Annotated in this window: 22 protein-coding genes; 11 read left to right on the forward strand and 11 right to left on the reverse strand. The window is 57.3% G+C overall.

Annotated features, from left to right (window positions below; translation table 11 throughout):
- Positions 1-68 precede the first annotated feature (68 nt).
- Together LT40_RS01450 and LT40_RS01455 are read right to left on the reverse strand one after the other, a co-directional pair.
- A complete protein-coding gene (locus tag LT40_RS01450) occupies positions 69-986 on the reverse strand; it encodes a LysR family transcriptional regulator (RefSeq protein WP_043185560.1) in 918 nt (305 codons plus the stop codon).
- 46 nt (positions 987-1,032) lie between these two features.
- Positions 1,033-1,869: a LysR substrate-binding domain-containing protein gene (locus tag LT40_RS01455; RefSeq protein WP_043185563.1), complete on the reverse strand. Its 837-nt coding sequence runs from the start codon at positions 1,867-1,869 to the stop codon at positions 1,033-1,035.
- 93 nt (positions 1,870-1,962) lie between these two features.
- Here LT40_RS01455 and LT40_RS01460 point away from each other — a divergent pair, with 93 nt between their 5' ends.
- Positions 1,963-2,346, forward strand: a complete 384-nt coding sequence (locus LT40_RS01460; protein ID WP_043185567.1) for a tautomerase family protein — start codon at positions 1,963-1,965, stop codon at positions 2,344-2,346.
- 64 nt (positions 2,347-2,410) lie between these two features.
- On the opposite strand, the gene yfcF is transcribed toward LT40_RS01460, so the two are convergent.
- Complete coding sequence (gene yfcF / locus LT40_RS01465) at positions 2,411-3,037, reverse strand: glutathione transferase (protein ID WP_043185571.1); 627 nt, start codon at positions 3,035-3,037, stop codon at positions 2,411-2,413.
- Between the two features lie 988 nt (positions 3,038-4,025).
- On the opposite strand from yfcF, the gene LT40_RS01470 reads away from it, so the two are divergent.
- The 4 genes from LT40_RS01470 to LT40_RS01485 all read left to right on the forward strand — a co-directional run bounded on the left by LT40_RS01470 (position 4,026) and on the right by LT40_RS01485 (position 6,716).
- On the forward strand, positions 4,026-5,060 hold the full coding sequence (locus tag LT40_RS01470) for a phospholipase D family protein (protein WP_043185574.1): 1,035 nt from the start codon (positions 4,026-4,028) through the stop codon (positions 5,058-5,060).
- A gap of 471 nt (positions 5,061-5,531) precedes the next feature.
- The gene (locus LT40_RS01475; protein WP_043185578.1) at positions 5,532-5,738 is read left to right on the forward strand and encodes a hypothetical protein; all 207 of its coding nucleotides are present in this window, start codon (positions 5,532-5,534) and stop codon (positions 5,736-5,738) included.
- 108 nt (positions 5,739-5,846) lie between these two features.
- Positions 5,847-6,101: a DUF3077 domain-containing protein gene (locus tag LT40_RS01480; RefSeq protein WP_043185581.1), complete on the forward strand. Its 255-nt coding sequence runs from the start codon at positions 5,847-5,849 to the stop codon at positions 6,099-6,101.
- A 126-nt stretch (positions 6,102-6,227) separates the two neighbouring features.
- Positions 6,228-6,716, forward strand: a complete 489-nt coding sequence (locus LT40_RS01485) for a DUF2845 domain-containing protein (RefSeq protein ID WP_052393186.1) — start codon at positions 6,228-6,230, stop codon at positions 6,714-6,716.
- Positions 6,717-6,871: 155 nt separating this feature from the next.
- Here the strand turns inward: LT40_RS01485 and LT40_RS01490 are convergent, their stop codons facing one another.
- The 4 genes from LT40_RS01490 to LT40_RS01505 all read right to left on the reverse strand — a co-directional run bounded on the left by LT40_RS01490 (position 6,872) and on the right by LT40_RS01505 (position 9,055).
- Entirely contained in the window at positions 6,872-7,324 is a 453-nt protein-coding gene (locus tag LT40_RS01490) for a hypothetical protein (protein WP_043185582.1), read from the reverse strand.
- A gap of 110 nt (positions 7,325-7,434) precedes the next feature.
- Positions 7,435-7,773, reverse strand: coding sequence for a hypothetical protein (locus LT40_RS01495; protein WP_052393189.1), 339 nt, complete (start codon positions 7,771-7,773; stop codon positions 7,435-7,437).
- A 14-nt stretch (positions 7,774-7,787) separates the two neighbouring features.
- On the reverse strand, positions 7,788-8,045 hold the full coding sequence (locus LT40_RS01500) for a type B 50S ribosomal protein L31 (RefSeq protein WP_043193214.1): 258 nt from the start codon (positions 8,043-8,045) through the stop codon (positions 7,788-7,790).
- A gap of 278 nt (positions 8,046-8,323) precedes the next feature.
- Positions 8,324-9,055: a carbon-nitrogen hydrolase family protein gene (locus LT40_RS01505; protein ID WP_043185585.1), complete on the reverse strand. Its 732-nt coding sequence runs from the start codon at positions 9,053-9,055 to the stop codon at positions 8,324-8,326.
- Positions 9,056-9,249: 194 nt separating this feature from the next.
- On the opposite strand from LT40_RS01505, the gene LT40_RS01510 reads away from it, so the two are divergent.
- A complete protein-coding gene (locus LT40_RS01510; RefSeq protein WP_043185587.1) occupies positions 9,250-10,875 on the forward strand; it encodes a methyl-accepting chemotaxis protein in 1,626 nt (541 codons plus the stop codon).
- An 11-nt stretch (positions 10,876-10,886) separates the two neighbouring features.
- On the opposite strand, the gene LT40_RS01515 is transcribed toward LT40_RS01510, so the two are convergent.
- The gene (locus tag LT40_RS01515; protein ID WP_043185590.1) at positions 10,887-12,218 is read right to left on the reverse strand and encodes an aminotransferase-like domain-containing protein; all 1,332 of its coding nucleotides are present in this window, start codon (positions 12,216-12,218) and stop codon (positions 10,887-10,889) included.
- A gap of 89 nt (positions 12,219-12,307) precedes the next feature.
- Between LT40_RS01515 and LT40_RS01520 the strand changes: the two genes are divergently transcribed.
- The gene (locus tag LT40_RS01520; RefSeq protein WP_043185593.1) at positions 12,308-13,222 is read left to right on the forward strand and encodes a DMT family transporter; all 915 of its coding nucleotides are present in this window, start codon (positions 12,308-12,310) and stop codon (positions 13,220-13,222) included.
- Here LT40_RS01520 and LT40_RS01525 read toward each other — a convergent pair.
- Positions 13,200-13,424 (reverse strand): YgdI/YgdR family lipoprotein, encoded by a 225-nt coding sequence (locus tag LT40_RS01525; protein WP_052393191.1) that lies wholly within the window; start codon positions 13,422-13,424, stop codon positions 13,200-13,202. The two genes, LT40_RS01520 and LT40_RS01525, sit on opposite strands and share 23 nt — an antisense overlap.
- A gap of 147 nt (positions 13,425-13,571) precedes the next feature.
- Between LT40_RS01525 and LT40_RS01530 the strand changes: the two genes are divergently transcribed.
- A complete protein-coding gene (locus tag LT40_RS01530; RefSeq protein ID WP_052393194.1) occupies positions 13,572-14,423 on the forward strand; it encodes an AraC family transcriptional regulator in 852 nt (283 codons plus the stop codon).
- Here the strand turns inward: LT40_RS01530 and LT40_RS01535 are convergent.
- Positions 14,374-14,961, reverse strand: a complete 588-nt coding sequence (locus tag LT40_RS01535; RefSeq protein ID WP_043185599.1) for a LysE family translocator — start codon at positions 14,959-14,961, stop codon at positions 14,374-14,376. The two genes, LT40_RS01530 and LT40_RS01535, sit on opposite strands and share 50 nt — an antisense overlap.
- Before the next feature lie 200 nt (positions 14,962-15,161).
- Complete coding sequence (locus LT40_RS01540; protein WP_043185601.1) at positions 15,162-15,530, reverse strand: hypothetical protein; 369 nt, start codon at positions 15,528-15,530, stop codon at positions 15,162-15,164.
- A gap of 172 nt (positions 15,531-15,702) precedes the next feature.
- On the opposite strand from LT40_RS01540, the gene LT40_RS01545 reads away from it, so the two are divergent.
- From LT40_RS01545 to LT40_RS21505, 3 genes are all read left to right on the forward strand, one after another.
- A complete protein-coding gene (locus tag LT40_RS01545) occupies positions 15,703-16,137 on the forward strand; it encodes a bleomycin resistance protein (protein WP_043185604.1) in 435 nt (144 codons plus the stop codon).
- Positions 16,138-16,445: 308 nt separating this feature from the next.
- Entirely contained in the window at positions 16,446-16,838 is a 393-nt protein-coding gene (locus tag LT40_RS21500; RefSeq protein WP_148308499.1) for a hypothetical protein, read from the forward strand.
- Between the two features lie 91 nt (positions 16,839-16,929).
- Positions 16,930-17,145 carry a hypothetical protein gene (locus LT40_RS21505; protein ID WP_148308500.1) on the forward strand — a complete coding sequence of 72 codons (216 nt, stop codon included), beginning with the start codon at positions 16,930-16,932 and terminating at the stop codon, positions 17,143-17,145.
- Positions 17,146-17,259 lie beyond the last annotated feature (114 nt).

The following is a 17,259-nucleotide window of genomic DNA, read 5'->3' on the forward strand; positions in this document are numbered from 1 at the left end:
TCTGGTCCAAATCAGCACGTCACTTGCCCCTGTTGGGTTACAGCCCGGCGCCATCGAAGTACTTTTATTCAATTGCCCGTTATGAGTGCGTCTTCAACGAGGCCATGCCATATGCGCATGACCCGTTCCGCCTGGTTGGAACGACTGCGATGCAGGGATATGTCGAAGCCGATGGCCATTTCCGCCCCGCCAGCGAGCACCAACTCACCTGCCTTCAAAGCGGTATCGACGACCATATGGGGGAGCCACGCCAGTCCGGCTCCGCGCTTGGCCATTTGCAGGATCGACTCGTAGGAATCGGCTTGGTAACTCATCCGCAAGGCTAGCCGCTGTGGCAAGGCGGCGAGATGCTGTGCCAGTACGCCACGCAAGGCGAGCGTAGGAGCAAAGGCCAGCCACGGCACGCTCGAGGCGCCGGCGCCCGAGCGTATCTGGAAACGAGGCAAGCCTTGGCTGTCCGGAGCACTGACAGGCACCATTTGCTCGCGCGCCAATACCAGGGAGTCGAACCGATCCGAATCGAGCAGAATCCTGGTCAACGGACTGGAAAATATCAGCAGCAAGTCGACCTCGCCGGCCGACACACGCGCGATGGCCTCCTGAGAACCACTGGTAACGAGCGACACGGGAAATGCGCCAAAACGTCGGTTCAAGCTTTCGTACCAGTCAGGAAAGAAGTGGCTGGCCAAGGTGCGCCCCGTTGCAATCCTCACAGGCTCGTCACGGCTCGATCCTACTGTTTGAAACTGTGCTCGAGCGTTGTTCAACAAGCCCAGGGAGTGACTGGCTGCTTCGAGAAACAACAAGCCTGCGGGTGTCAGTGACAAGGGCTGTTTTCGCTCGATCAGCGCGACGCCAAACCAGTCTTCCAACGCCTTTATCCGTCGGCCGAACGCCGGGTGCGTCACGCAGCGATTCTGCGCTGCGCGCGAAAGGCTGCGAGTGCGGGCGAGCTCAATGAAATCTTCCAGCCATTCCAATTGCATGTCGAGTTCCTATGGCGCCTACGGGATGATCACCCCACAGTAGGGTTCAGTGCTGTGGCACTGATTCAAGGTGAGCGGTCATTCGGTCTACAGCCGGGCGGGTACTGGCACTCCCTTGGCGCCGCTCGACGATAGAGTATGCGATGTCCGGCAACTGCGGCAGTGATGGGTCGGATATGGCCGGTAGGCAAAGCCCTGCTTCAGTGCGGCAGGTGATACCCAACCCTGCCTCGACTGCGGCGCGTAGACCCTCCAGGCTTGGGGTGGTGAGCGCCATGCGCCACGGCCGCCCGGCAGCATCCAGTACCCGCTGCGCGGCCAGGAGAAACGGGCAGGGCAGGGTGATGCCCACCAGCGGAACCACGTCGTCGAGCAGCAGATTCGGATGGCCGAACCACTTCATGGGCAGGCGGGTGACTCGGTTGCCGCCGAACGGCTCACCTGCGCACAAGGCAACGTCGATTCTATCTTCGCCCAGGGCCTGCAACAGTTCTGCCGTGCTCGCAACGACGATCGAAAAAGCAGCTCTTGGCGTGGCGGTCAGGACGTCGGCCAATGTTGGGCGCAAAACCGCTGCCACGAAATCCTGGACCACGCCGATTCGAACCGGCACCGCCGTGCCCGGTGCAAGGTCCGCGCGTGCTGCGTCTATTCGGCCAAGGATCGAACGCGCATGCCCCAGCAAAAGCGCGCCAGTGGCGTTGATCCGCAATGCGCGCCCATCCCTGTCGAAAAGCGGCTGACGAACGATGTCTTCAAGACGCCCAATCTGAAGGCTGAGCGCCGACTCGCTGCGCGCAACACGCGCGGCCGCCGCCAGCGAGCCGCAATCGACCACCGCGACAAAGGTGCGAAGCAAAGGAGACGGGATATCTGCAATCATGAGAAAAACTCAAGCCAGAGCCTGGGAAGACCTCAACTATAGTTTCGTTTTTCTCAAATAGAATTCGATCTCCATCACTGCAGGAGAACGAACATGCCTTTTGCCAGACTGACGATGTCACTTGATCTACCGGTCGACCAGCGCCGCGACCTCTGCAATGAACTGACCGACTTGATTGCCAGTGCGTTGGGAAAGCGTAGAGAGCTTACTTCGGTGTTGATGGAGGTAATGGACGTACACCACTGGACCGTGGGCGGTACTGATCAGCCGACGGCGGCCCATCTAGAAGTGTGCGTGACAGCTGGGACGAACACTGAAGAGCAGAAAGCCGTGTTCATGGTTGGCGCCATGGCCCTGTTGCGCAGTGCGTTGCCCGATCTCAATCCTGCGACTTACATCGTCGTAAAGGAACACCCCGGAACAGACTGGGGCTACGACGGAAGAAGTCAGGCTGACCGTGCGAGGCGAAGAGGGTAGCCGAGCGCTGCATTAGGGGGATGTCAGGACAATCATCCCCCTGCATTGCTGCTGTGCAACGAATTCAAAGCGGCGGACGTTGAAGTGCCACCCACGTCTGTACGCTGGGACGCTGCCATTGACGTTGCGCATACGCCACGAGAGCCGCGGGCACTGGATCGCCATTAAGTATGAGCCGGTTGAGCATAAGCGCGAGATCAACGTCGGCTATAGACCACTCGCCGAACAGATATTCCGCACCGTCCTTGAGAAGTGCTTCCGCTGCCTGGAACAACTTATTCGCTGCCGTGCTGGCAGCCGGCGACAAGGGGCCTGATTTCTCGCCGTAGAAGACGACAAGCGTGGAGCGCTCTTCCCGGATGGGCAGCAGGTCGCTGCGGATCCAAGCCTGAACCTGCCGTGCTTTCGCGAGTAGCCGTACATCGCGCGGATAAACCGGAAACTGAGGATAAGCGTTCTCGAGATATTCAGTGATCGCAGAGGACTCGGACACGGCGAAGTCACTGTCCGCCAGGGTCGGGACCCGCTGGGTTTGCGAGAGTGCTGCGTAGGCCTCCGTTTGATTCTCGAGGGCTTGCAGGTCCACGGTAGTCATCTGGAAGGCGATGCCTTTCTCAATCAGCGAGACGAAGACCGACATGGCGTAGGGGCTGATGAATCGCGAATCGACGTATAAGCGCAGTGGGTTCACTGAGTGATCTCCTTATGCAGAAGTCAGCACACTACGAGACTGGAGAGGGAGAGTGAAATCAATGGTTTTCATGGGGGTATTCCTGGTTGGAATGCACGGAATTTAAGATCAAATGCGGTTGAGGGAGATTTGACGATTGATCGTTATTTCTTCGTCAGAACTGTGCGCTTCCGGCTAAAAGCAGACTATGAGACTCAGGCGAATCCGAATGCAATCTAGATACACCCAAATCATCTTAGCCGAGCTTTAGCGGCTTGAGCCACCGGCGCTCATGAAGTAGCAACCGCCATAGGTCGAATGGCAGTCGTCCTTTATAAATGGTGCGGAAAGGCCAATGTTCGAAGCCCACAAGCATTCTAACTCATCGTGGTGTGTGAGGGAGATCAAAGTTTCTTGAGTACCACCATAATTTTGTAATTATGCTTCCGTTCTTTTTCGATCATGAGATTTTCTAAACCTCCGATGCTGCATAAATCATGTGATTCGTCATCCAGGCAGGTGAGCTAGTTTTCGAAGGTTAGCCGTTTTTCCACACGTTCTGTCCAGACATGGACCAGTACGATGGCGTACCGGTGTTCAAACTCCACCTTCCTTGATCTTACCTCTAGCGTGGCATGATAGGCATGATATCAAAACTGCTGAATATTATGTATGGTTTCAGCATTATCTCTGCGGTTGAAAATCTATTAGCTTCAATTAGATTCCAGCTTTCGTGGTGAGGTCATAAACGATCGCATCAAGGTGTAGTTTTTTTGGCGCTTGATGGGGCCTCAAACCACGCACGTAGGCCCTTGCTAATTGTTCAGGATTTGGCGATATTAGCAATGATTCACTCAAATGCTGCCATCAGCGAACTGTACTGTGGCGGATCATATTTCTACTCAACGCATTGTGGGATTGCTGCAACGTAGGTCTGAGAACGGAATCATCATGTGTCCGTCGCTCGATTCTCCTGATTCATCTCTGATTACAAGGAAAGGAGTACTGGATGTTCATTGGTCCGGAGCAGTACCCAAAGGCTCTTCGCGCGATGGTTGCCCAAGAAGCTTCGTTGGATGTGGCTGTAGCTTTCTGGGGCGCTGGCGCAGATGCAACAATTCATCCTGACGACGGAAAGCCGTTGAGAGTTATCTGCAATCTCAGAAGCGGGGGAACGAATCCTGCAGTGATCAAACTGCTATGTGATCGAGCAAAAACAATGGCTCATGTCCAGATCCGCCAGTGCGACCGGCTACACGCCAAACTGGTGGTAGGACCCACTTCGGCAATCATCGGCTCTGCAAACGTTTCTGCGAATGGGTTGGGATTTGAAGGGATTGAAGTTGCGCACTGGCTCGAAGCGGCAATTAAAACCGTCGACAGAGATGAAGTCGAGTCGGCACAGAAGTGGTTTAATCGGCTGTGGTTATCAACCGACAGCAGGCCAATCACAGACCAAGACCTAGCCGATGCTACCGAGACTTATAAGAAAAATCGGGATGGCCGTCCTGATTACAGTCGGAAGGGGCCGTTCGCTTTCGAAAACTATTCAGTGACCGATCTAGAAGGTCGGAACGCCTACGCCCTTCTGTACACTTCAAGACCTGGACCTGAGGCCGAAGCACGGGCCAAGCAGCACGAAGACGAGGAGCACATTGAGCATGGAAGCAATGGGCAGGGCGGCCAGGGCGTAGAGCGTTGGTCGTTTGAGACTTGGCCAGAAATTCTAGATACCACAGAAAAGAATGAATATCTTTGCATTATCTGGAACGAGAACGGTGGAGTCGCCGTTGACGGTGCATGTCGTATGACAGGTACGAAACTAAATTTCATTTATGAGGACAGCAATAAGGATGGTTGGGTGGATCTTGCCAAACCATCAACAACGCTACTCGGTCGGCGGCTTCTCCAAGTGGATTGTCAGCGGATCGCGAAATCAGTGAGGCCAAAGATCGAAGCGATTTGGAATGCTGCTGAGGAGCTTGATCCCGATGCCAGGCGCATTCACCTCTCCGAGCTTAAACGAATCCTTCAAGCGGAATAAACAGTCTTTGAGCGAGGCGGGCGGAGGTTGGATTCGATGATCGCCTTTATTATTAGGCATGCAACGTTCTCCATGACTCCATTGAGGTCTTGCTGCATCTGCCTGACGGGTGCACTCAGCCAGAGGCTGCTTCCAGCCGAAAGCAGCCTTTCAGCCACCGTCCCAAAACAGCCATTCCCTACATCACTCCATTCTTGCCTTCACCCCCCACCTCCGCTAACCTCCTCACCGTCGCTGCAAATTCAGCGACCGGGTTTAGCAGCTCGAACAATTCGTCAGGCGCACAGCGCCTCCATACCCATTGCCGGCGTTTTTTTTCGCCTGCAATGTCGATCTATGGCGGCTGTGCGTGGGGCACCTTCGGGTGCGCCGGGTGCCTGACGGTCCGGTCTGCTAACCCGCGTACAGCTGCCACCCTTTTCGTTTAGCAGCGGAAGGTGGCGGTTCATCAAAGCCGTCAGGAGTTGCACCATGGTCAAGCCGACCCCCGATCCACCCGTTGTCAATCTCCCTCCCGATCACCCGTTGTTTCATTTTTCCTCGGACCTTTCTGAAACCGACGGCGATGTATTGGCCGAGCGTTTCAGGCGTCAGCGTGTCGTGATGGAGCAAGCGCGGCGCAATGCGCAACGTGAGAGTCAGCCGCTGCGGCGCTTTTGGCAGTTTTGGCGGCAGTAGATTGCAGCAGGGCTTTCGCGGGCAGAGCCCGCTCCCACAGGGGTCTGACATAGCAGACCGGCAATAGGTATGCCTGTGCAGGGTTTATCGTTGATAAGGAGTTTGACCATGATCGATATCACAGAAACGAACGTCTTGCCGTTCGGCCACTTTGGCTCAGACAAGCAGCCGATATTCAGTGTCAATTCGGGCGTCGCGTTGGAAGATGCTTTGACGCAATTGTCCCACTTGCTCACATGCGCTCACGCTTCGGCGTCCGAAATGGGCGATACCCGAGTGGTAGATCCAGGACTGCTCGGTGCTACGGTGCACTGTATTGAAGGCGCGAAGGCATTGGTGGATGCGTTGCTGATTCGTGGCTAGCGATCTCTCGGAGAGCGGCGCGATTTTCGGAATCGCGCCGCAGCACGCTGCCAACTGTGCTGGCGCGGCTAGGCAGTCATCCTTGACGATCCGCTTTGTCTCACGTGCCGGGAACTGCTCAAGAGCATGAGCAGAAAAGTCGCGCTTCAGGTTGATGGCGACCTACTGCCAATCATTCAGCAGTGCATGGCGGCGCAGGCTCAGCACGGTGGATGGTGTCGAGTCGAAGAAGGGCATAACCAGGCGTTCAAGCGCCAAGTAATCGGCTATCAATGGTCAGGAGACAAGATGTTTATCAAGTCATCAATAGGGTTGCTGCTTGCATGCATGCTCATGCCCAGCGCAGATGCGGCAAGCCGTTGCGGAACAAGGCTGGTCAATCCAGGAGACAAGCTTGATGACGTTTTGCAGTCGTGCGGTAGGCCAGTTGCGCAGGCTAGCGATGGTCCGGTGGTGCGCAACAATGGTGTGCCAAGAGAGGGCTCGCAAAAAACGGATGTGGTCGTCTATGGCCCGAGGGGCGGGGCCTATCAGTACATGCTGTTCATCAATGACGAGTTGATCAAGGTTGACGTTCGCAGGGAGGCGCCCACCGGGAATATTCTCAAATGGTGAGCCTTGATTTCCTACTTCCGTGTTCAGGTCAGTGCCGGCGCGACCGAGCCATCGCTCAACCATTGCCTGAGCGTCCGCAGGAGCTGCATGACGTTCAGGGCTTTGAAGACCACGCGACAGAAAATTAGGGGCTACAGTGCTTTTCGCCTCCCATTCTATTCAGTGAGGCGGCGATACTGTTGGCCAACGAATGTCGTTACCACAATAAGCCAGGCGATCCAGGCGCAGACTATCTGCCAATGTCCTATCGCCGTTACGTCGCCCATGAAGAAGCCGACGGAGACGGAAAAAAGCAGGAGTGATACGCCTGCCAACAGCACTCGCGGAACGCCGACTACGATACGCCACCAGTTACCGGGGGCAAATCTGCGGGCAATCCAGCGATTGAGTGCTGTTATTGCTGAAAGGACAACAGCCAAAATGATCAGCAGCAGAGGGATCATGACGAGCGCCATGGCAGGCTCAACCTCGCCGCCGTCCTCTCCGGGCGTGTAGTGGGCCGCATGCCACATGTCCTGACACAGGACTGACAGGACGGGGATCACGACTATTGGAGCAATCGGAAATATCAACATGTTCACGATTGCGCGGTTGTCCTGGGGGTTCATCTCTCATCTCCTTATGAAGGATCTTGGTCATCAGAGCGCCTATGATGACTTCATCGCCGCGAGACTGTAAGGATCAATGCAGATCGAAGGGGCCAGTGATTTGCCCTCATTCAGCCGATGCACCAACGCCGTAGCCTTCCGGACAACCAGGAAACCACCACGGCAGGAATGGAAAGAAGGATCACGTAGATGAACCCGGCAGCCAGCAGCGGTGATGCGCCGGCCGACGCTACCGCCACCGGAAGTTGAGCGAACATCACTATCGCGCCTGCCGTCAGGCTGAAACGCAGAAACGTTGCGCCCAGAATACCTGACAGCACCAATGCTGCCGGGTAGACGGTGGTCCAGAAACTGGCAGCGTCCCACGGCTCCGCGGTATCCGTGAACCAAGACGCGGCAGCCCAGAAAGCGATGCTCATAATCCAGATCAAAATCATGTTCACGAACATCACTCGTTGGGCGTCTACCGATTGGTAGTGAACCCGGCAAAACGCTTGTTGAAGCCGGCGATACGTCCTTCCGCCTGTGTCTTGCGAACCTGGCCGGTATACACCGGATGTGAAGCGCTCGACACATCAAGGGCAACATACGGGTACTCGTTGCCATCCGTGTGAGTCTGGGTTCGAGTCGTTTCTACCGTAGAACCGATCAGGAAGTAAACGTCGGCGGCAGTGTCGTGGAACAGGACTGTTCGATAGTCAGGATGAATTCCAGATTTCATAATCATTACCTCGCGCCATTTGTAGATGTTATACCGTAACATCTGCATAGGAAGCTGTCGATGGGTCTCTATCAGTCCGAAGGCGTTGGTGGATGCGCTGCTGATTTGCGACTAAGCAGCAGTAGCGGCGCAGCGGCGCTGGGGAATCCCAAGTAGGTGGCGCACATCAAGGAATCGCGCCACAGATTGCGCCAGATGTTGGCGCGATTCTCGAAATCGCGCCACAATTGCGCCACGCCTTTATCGAATCGCGCCAAATATCAGCTCACGCGTAGCTTTCACACCAAGCTGAAAATACTCGCTTCCCCAGTCTGCATGTCATAGGCGACTAACGCTTCCTGAACGGCATCGGCGCTGCACACGATTTCACCCTGTCTGTTCCAGACGGCGGAACAGCCCGCCGCAACACAGTCATCGGCGGCCCCTACACAGTTTGCCATCAGTACCGTCATGGAATGCTTTTTAGCAATCATCGGATAATGCTCGTTAGCCAAGGCAGTCCCGCGTTCAGACTTCGCCACGCTTGCCAGATACACCTGAGCACCCGACTGTGCAGCTTCTTGGGCGTGGCTTGGCTGCAGTGATTCGTAGCAAATAGCAGGGGCCAAGACGACATCTGCGTGATTCAGCACAAGCTTGCGGCTACCGGCGGCGAAGAACGGTAATTCGTCGGCATGCAGAAGCTGTTTTGAGTAGCAGGTACGCGGCTGTCCAGGCTGGAAACTGATCATGCTGATTTCGATACCCTCGCGTCCCTGGGTGGGCGCGCCCACGGCGATGAGCATCCCATATCGATCGCTCAGTTGCTGGAACTCATCAAGACGGCTATCGCTCGTATCCATCGCCAAGGTATCAGCCAGCCTTGGCTCGTAACCGGTGAGGGAAAGCTCGGGAAAGAGCACGAGATTGGCGCCCAAATTTGCGGCCTGCTGGATGGCAGCCATATGTTTGGCGATGTTTGCTTCACAGTCGCCCGGTACGGGGCGGATTTGCGCGGCGATCAGCTTCATTTGCTCTTTCTCTTCAACGTGTAGTGACGGCTCTGAGGCGAATGAATCTGTGCCGAGAGCGAACTCAAAAAATACAGGGCTAGCTTGCACCAAACTGTGCGCTGATCGCCCAGCTTCTCGGCAAGCCGCTCAAGTTTCAACGCCTGGCGTGGATAGCGTATTACAACAATCTATTCGCAGTCCGGAGCTTCTACATGTTCTCCCACTTGAAAGTCCGCACAGGCATGATCGGCGTGTTGGTGTTATTCGTTATCGCGCTGATGTTCTCGATCGTCAACAGTTGGTCATCAGCGGTGCGCAGCTATGATCAGGTCGACGAGCTCAGGCACACTTCACAACAGATTGACGGCATCAACAATTCCCTGCTGTTGGCCATCCGTACCAGTGCCAATGTGTCATCGGCGTTCATCGAAACCGTGGGCGGTCGATTCGAGGATGCAGAAGCCCGGCTGGTGCGCAGTGAAGGCATCTGGAACGATGCCATTGCCAAACTCAATGCCTCGACGGCCGATATACGCGACCCGAAACTTCAGGCGCTCGCCGACGACTTGAAGGCCGCGTTCGCCGAGTACGGCACCGCCATCGTCGGCCAGCGCGCCGCCACTCGTGCACGCTCGGCGGACCAGTATTTCGTGGTCAACATCAGCGCTGGCAAGGGCATGACCAAACTTCAGGAAATCCGCGTGAATCTGGTCGGCGCCCTGGATGCTCGTGCCGCTGAGATCAACCAGGACGCCAGTGACCGCCTGGCGACCGCCAAGCGGCTATCCCTGGCACTGGCGTGTATCACGCTGGCGCTGGCGGTGATTTGCTGGATGTTCATCTCCGGCCGTGTACTGCGCCCGCTTCGTGAAGCCGGCGAGCACTTCAAACGCATCGCCAACGGCGACCTGACCCAAGAGGTCGTGGCCACGGGCCGCAACGAGATCGGTGACTTGTTCGTCGAGCTTCAGCGCATGCAAGCCAGCCAGCGCAACACCCTGATCCTGATTTCCGGTTCCGCGACCCAGCTGGCCTCGGCGGCCGAAGAGCTCAACGCGGTGACCGAAGAAAGCAACCGTGGCCTGCAGCAACAAGACATGCAACTTGAACAAGCCGCCACTGCAGTCAACCAGATGACCAGCGCCGTCGAAGAAGTCGCGCGCAATGCCGTGTCCACTTCGCAAGCGGCGACAGCGTCAAACACGCTGTCGGAGAAAAGCCGTCAACAGGTTCGCGAAAACATCGCCGGTACTCAGTTGATGACAACTGAAATCCAGGGCAGCGCAGAGCGTATCCAGCAACTGGCCGGCGAAGTACGCAACATCGGCAAGGTACTGGACGTTATCCGTGCCGTGTCGGAGCAGACCAACCTGCTGGCCCTCAATGCCGCCATTGAGGCCGCCCGTGCCGGTGAGGCGGGGCGCGGTTTTGCCGTGGTCGCCGATGAGGTGCGAACGCTCGCCTATCGCACTCAGGAGTCCACCCGCGAGATCGAGCAGATGATCGGCAGCGTGCAGACCACTGCCGAGCAAGCTGTCGACTCGATGCGCGATAGCACCCTGCGTGCGCAAGGGACTCTGGAAATCACACAAGCCTGCGGCGCGGTACTGGAAGACATCTTTGCTGCCATCGGTCAGATCAACGAACGCAATCTGGTCATCGCCAGTGCCGCGGAAGAGCAGGCTCAGGTCGCCCGTGAAGTGGACAGCAACCTGGTCGCCATTCGTGACCTGTCCGCGCAGTCTGCGGCCGGCGCCCTGCAGACCAATGCGGCAAGTCACGAGCTGTCGCGTCTGGCGGTCGAATTGAACGACCTCGTGTCTCGTTTTCGTACCTGAGTGAACCGAGATCAGATATAGGCTCCGACCACCCGCTTTACGGTGGTCAGCGCCTCACGCAGTGTCTCCATGCTCACCGAACCGAGCGCCAGCCGTATGGCATGAGGGACATGAGCCGAGGTGCAGAACGGCTCGGCCGTCGAGACCGACACGTGTTCGCGCATCAATTCCAGGGTGACCTGGTCCGCCCTTGCGTCCTCCGCCAGCGGCAGCCACAGAAAGTACGAAGCGGGGTGACGTATCACGGGCAACCCTGACAGCAGCGAGTCGGCCAACGCCTGCCGGGCTCGGGCATCTGCGCGCTTTTGCGTTTCCAGTGCGGCGACCGTGCCATCGTCGAGCCAAACGCAGGTGATGGCCGTCATGACGCCTGGGGTGTTCCAGGTCGTGGCCTTGACCGTGCGCTTCAAAGCGTCCAATCGGTCCATCGGCGCTGCGACGTAGCCGACGCGCAATCCAGTGGCGATGTTCTTGGAAAACCCCGACACATAAAGGGTTCTTTCAGGCGCCAACTCGATGATCGGCGGAGGAGGATCCTGCACCAGAAACGCGTAGGCTGCATCCTCGATGATTGTCAGATCATGTGCGCGGGCGATCGCCACCAGGCGCTCGCGGTGATCGGTCGGCAGCACCCAACCCAATGGGTTATGCAACGTGGGCATGGTGTACACGGCGCGCACTGGACGACGGCGGCAGAGCGAGGCGAGGGCATCCAGATCCGGCCCTTGGGCCGTGACAGGAACGGGCACCACTTCAAGGTGCAATGTTTTGGCCAGCAGCTTGAACCCCGGATAGGTCAGTGCATCGGCCGCAATCACGTCCCCCGGTTGCAGCAACGCCATCAAGCTCACCGCCAAACCATGTTGGGCGCCACTGACAATCAGAATCTGCTCGGCATCGACCGTGACGCCATGCTGGAGGAGATGACGGGCGATAGAAGCCCGTTCATGCAAGCGGCCCGCATGTGGCTGATAGCGCAAATGAGCTTCCAGGTCGCCGGACAGCGCCAGTTGGCGCAGGGCCCCGCGCAACAGATCGGCTTGCCCCGGCATGGCCGGATAGTTGAAATTGAGGTCGATCACGCCCGCCGCAACGTCCGGCTGATCGATGCCTTGTCCGGGCGGCAACGACGTCTCGCGCACGAACGTCCCGCGCCCGGTTTCCCCGCTGACCAGTCCCATGGCCTCCAATTCGGCATACACCCGGCTGGCGGTGACCAGGGCCAAGCCATGGGTGGCCGCAAGTTGGCGATGGGTCGGCAAACGCGTACCCGGCGGCAAACGCCCGGCGCGGATATCGGCTGCAAAGGTGTCCACCAACGACTTGTACCGGGAGCCCGCCATCTCGAAATGTATCCATGACAATTTTTTGATTGTCGTGATAGTCGGTCATAGGATGCGCTGCACGCAACCCAGCGCAGAGTGGACGCACTATGGAACGCACCTCTAACCAGAACCCGGCAACAGAGAAACCCGCGAGCGGTGTGATCAATGGCCTCATTGGTGTCGTGATCTTCAGCGGTTCACTTCCCGCTACGCGTATCGCGGTGCTGGAATTCGACCCGGTCTTTCTGACCGTGGCGCGGGCAGCCATCGCCGGCGTGCTTGCGCTGTGTCTGCTCTTGCTGTTCAAGGAACAGCGACCGGCCCGCCGGCAGATACTGTCGTTGATCATCGTGGCGATGGGCGTTGTGATCGGTTTTCCGCTGCTGACGGCCCTGGCATTGCAACACGTGACGTCGGCCCATTCCATCGTGTTCGTCGGCCTGCTACCGCTGGCCACCGCCGTGTTCGGTGTCCTGCGCGGTGGTGAACGTCCTCGGCCGGCGTTCTGGTTTTTCTCGGTGCTGGGCAGTCTGCTGGTCATCGGGTTCGCCGTCACCCAGGGACTGAACGCCTCACCGACCGGCGACATTCTGATGCTCCTGGCCATTCTGGCCTGCGGCCTCGGCTATGCCGAAGGGGCGAAGATTTCCAAGACATTGGGTGGTTGGCAGGTGATCTGCTGGGCGCTGGTGTTGTCGCTGCCGGTCGTGATGCCTTTGACCGCGTGGTTGGCGCCCGTGTCGTTTTCGCGCATCAGCACACCGGCCTGGTTGAGCCTGGCGTACGTGTCGCTGTTCAGCATGCTGATCGGCTTCGTGTTCTGGTATCGCGGCCTGGTGCAGGGCGGCATCGCAGCGGTCGGCCAGCTTCAGTTGCTGCAACCGTTCTTTGGCCTGGCGCTGGCCGCCGCACTCCTGCACGAACAGGTCAGCCTCGGCATGTTCGGCGTCACCGTTGCGGTGATCCTGTGTGTCGCCGGCGCCAGGCGTTACGGCCGGATCAATCCTCTTCCTTCACGGTAGCGACTTCATTCGCCTTGACCTTCACATGCTTGCCCGACACGTCTTCAAATTCATAGAAGCCATCCTTCGTCTTGGTGTCAGGCACGTCCTTGGTAATGTACTGTGTCCCGTCCTGCAACGTGACGACCGTGTTGGTGGAGCAACCGGCCAACGTGGCGGCGCACAGAAACGCAGCGCCATAGTAGAAGGTTTTCAGTTTCATGAAGTTGACCTTGTTCTGGATGTCCGAAGTTATCTGCGCAAACACAGACTTCGATGCTGATGCCTTGTCCGAGTTCCAGAACGGCCAGCTCGTCGATGGTCCGCCCAGAGCAATCGGATACATTCACGTCACGTGACTGGAGGACCCATGTCTCACTACTGGCGGCATCCCGCGGTTCCGCATCTGGAAATCCGCAACGTCGAAGACGGTCGCCGTTTCAGCCACGCGCGCCATTCACATTCGACGTTCTCGATTGGCGCGATTACGCAGGGGCAAAGTACTTACCTCAATGGCGACAGTAGCCGTTTGATCGGCGCCGGAAGTGTAGTACTCATGAACCCCGGTGCAGTGCATGCCTGCAACCCCGTTCATGAACAGCCCTGGGCATACCGCATGTTCTACGTGGATGCCCAGTGGCTTGCGGCGCTGCAACAGCAACAACGTTCGCGCACACAAAAAGGCTTCGTGCCTTTCGCGCAGACCTATAGCGCCGACGTCAGGCTGTTCGAAGATTTGGACGATCTGTACCACACGCTCACAGCCGACGACTGTCTGCCAGACACCATGCAGGATGCAGCATTGTTTTTTTTCCAGCGACTGGTAGCACGGCTGCAGCCCGCCAGTGATGACGCCAGAACTGAGCCGCAAAAAATGGCCCAGGCAGCGGCATTCATCCGCGAGCATTGCGCCAGTGAGTTGCGTCTGGAGGACATCGCGTCAGCCGTACAGCTGTCGCCTTCTTACCTGATCCGTGCCTTCAAGGCGTGCCATGGGCTCACGCCTCATGGTTACCTGATCGACTGTCGCCTCAAGCTGGCCCGCGACCATTTGCGCCAGGGGGAGGGCATAGCCCAGGTCGCGGCGCGCGTCGGCTTCGCCGATCAAGCGCATCTGCAGCGGCTGTTCAAGCGCGCCTTGGCGACCACCCCAGGGCAATATCGCGGCGTGCCTACTCAAGCAACAGATACACGGCGCAGCCCCCGAGCAATGCAGCCATGACACGATTGAACCCGCGCAGTCTCGCAGGGCTGTCCAGATAGTCGCGCAACGAAGCACCGGCCCAGGCCCAGCTGGCCAGTGACAGCCAGCAGACCACCAGATAGATCAGCGCGAAGACCCACACCATCTGCCTGTCGCCATCGGCGACGAACGCGCCCATGCCCGCAAGGCACGCGAGCCAGGCCTTCGGATTGAGCCATTGCATCAGCGCGCCCATGAAGGCGGAAGGGCGCGTCTGCGCCTGCACGGTGTCCATGCGGCCATCACTGCTTGCCAGTCGGTAGGCCAGGTACAGTAGGAAGATCACGCCAGCGATGCGAATGAGCTGCGTCAGCCAGGGCCAGCGGTTCAGCACTTCGTGCAGTCCCAAGCCCATGAGCAACAGCAGCAGGATGAACCCCAGGGTCGCGCCCGTGACGTGGGGCAAAGCGGCTCGCACGCCGTGGCGTGCGCCACAGCTCAGGGAGACAAGGTTGACCGGGCCGGGGCTTATGGAGGAGGCCAGCGCAAAAACGGCCATGGAAACGACGATACTCATCAGGCACCTTCAATACGGGTAACGGAGCACTGACGGTAAAGATCGATGCTGGGCTCGTATTGAAAGAAATTGCCCTTGGGGGGTGTGAACGGTTGATTTGCTGGGTTGCGGATGCTGTTCTTTAGTGAGCTGCGGTGTTGTGAGTTGGGCGTTTTTATTCGCGTTGTGAAAACACGATCAACCTCACGCCCCTGACTCTTCTATTTGCAGAGTTGCATGGCGAGGCTATCGAACTCTCGGTCGAAACTGGCGTTCTCAGCTGCGCTCAAGAAGCCTTGCTGTTGTACAAACTGATCGGTTTGATGGCGGATAGATGCGATGCGTTCGATCATACGGTCGGCTTCAGCTTGGGTGATCTTGCGGGCTTTTCGCGTGGTGCCGATGTCCGCGCTCAGAATGTTGGCGCGTACCGAGATGTGGGCTTGTCGGAGGTCGGTGATCTTTCCGCCTGTTTCGCCCACCAGTTCGCGTTGGGCTTTGATGTTGCAGCTTGGTAGATCAAGACTCTGCTGAGCTGCCGAGGCGTTCAGGCTCAAAACCAATAGCGAAGCCGGGATGCTGTATTTCATAGGTCTATCCAGTGTGAGCCGGTGGGTGTCGGTAGGGTTAGGCCGCAAGGTGCATCGACCGGTTCCCGAGGGAGGGCCAGCGCTGTCGGCAGTTCACCTTCGTAGCACAGGCACGAGGCCTGATACCCTGATGAGCTACCCAAGCTCAAGCCCTGCTGAAAAGGAATTCATCATGCTAGAACGTAACAAGTTGGTCCCTGAGTTGATGGTCACTGACCTGGATACCAGCTTGGCGTTCTGGGTGTCTTGCCTGGGTTTCGAAGTGGCTTATCAACGTCCAGAGGATGGCTTTGCCTACCTCGATCTGAACGGCGCTCAAGTGATGCTCGAGCAGGCAGATCCGCACGCCGGCCAATGGCTCACTGCGCCGTTGAGCAAGCCTTTTGGAAGGGGGATCAACTTGCAGATCGATGTCGCCGCTGTCGCGCCGATCATTCACAAGCTTCGCCAAGCGGGATACACGCTTTACCGCGAATGTGTGGACACTTGGTATCGGGTGGACCAGGGCGAGGTTGGGCAGCGAGAGTTCATCGTGCAAGATCCTGATGGCTATCTGATCAGGCTGGTTGAGCGTTTGGGGAAGCGGTGTATTGCTGCAATGGAGTAGGCGTACTTGGTTGGAAGGATGCATTGCTTGACCAGAAGAAGGCTGGATGAGCAGCAGCAGGCGCGATCTCATGGACCAAGGCCGTGGCGTCAATGACGGCTCTTGGCCGAAAGCCGCTAGCCACGACCGGATGCCTTCGACCCGAAGCAGACGCTTAGGACAGAGGAGCCCTGCGGCCCTCAGCAGTGATAGACGTTGGATGTGAATTGTGATCATCGAGCCCACAAAGTTGTTCTAGTTGCTCTCCCTACACAATAGCTACCGAAGTGTCCGGCTTCCATCTCTGTCTGCGTATTCAAGAAGCACACGTGGAGATGATCGCCCGTTCGCTTTATCGAGTAGTCATATCCGACGCGAAAGAAGCCTCGATCCGCTCCAGTCGACGTGTTAAGTGCGACCTCAATCCTGTGACTTTTCTGCGCATCGTAATGAACAATTCCTTCATGGTCTGGGAGCCATACGCACACGACCTCGGTCGCGTCTGGAACCGAAAAACTTTCAAAATACCAGCATTGCAGTGCTTTCAGATCGTCCAAGTTCAGGCTTTGCGCATCAAGGCAGGAGGAGTTTACCGCGATAGATTTTGCGGGATGCTCGTCTCGGATCGATTGAAAACGGTTTCTCAATATCGCGTTATGTATCAGGCCGTTAATCCAGGCGCGGCGTGCATCCACTGCGAAGTGCCTAATGTTCGCAGATGACGGTTTCTCGCTCGCAGCTAGACCTAGCTCATGGAGTTCGAATAGCAGAGATACAGCAAAATCAGTAGCCGTAGGTACGGAGCGATCGGATTTGAACGTATTGATCATGAGCCGTTTGAGGGCGGAAGATTTTGCTAAGCCAAGTGCTAATTTCGGATCGACGTTAGCGCTGATCGCTGCGCGTTTAAAGCAGCTCGTCCATAAAAGTCCAGGAGCGAAGTACCCTACCAGCATTCGCCAAATCGGCCCTAACGATACCTTGAGTATAGGACTGAGCAATTTCGCCCAAGCGGTTTCCATGCCTTGATCTCGGTGGTTTTGTGCACTGATGTTATTGAGCACGGAGCCGTTTATCAATCGTCAGAATTGTACAGCCAAGCGTCTATCGTCTTTTACGCGTTGGTCATGTTAAAAGCCACCT

It is taken from the genome of Pseudomonas rhizosphaerae, from assembly GCF_000761155.1.
Classification (GTDB): domain Bacteria; phylum Pseudomonadota; class Gammaproteobacteria; order Pseudomonadales; family Pseudomonadaceae; genus Aquipseudomonas; species Aquipseudomonas rhizosphaerae.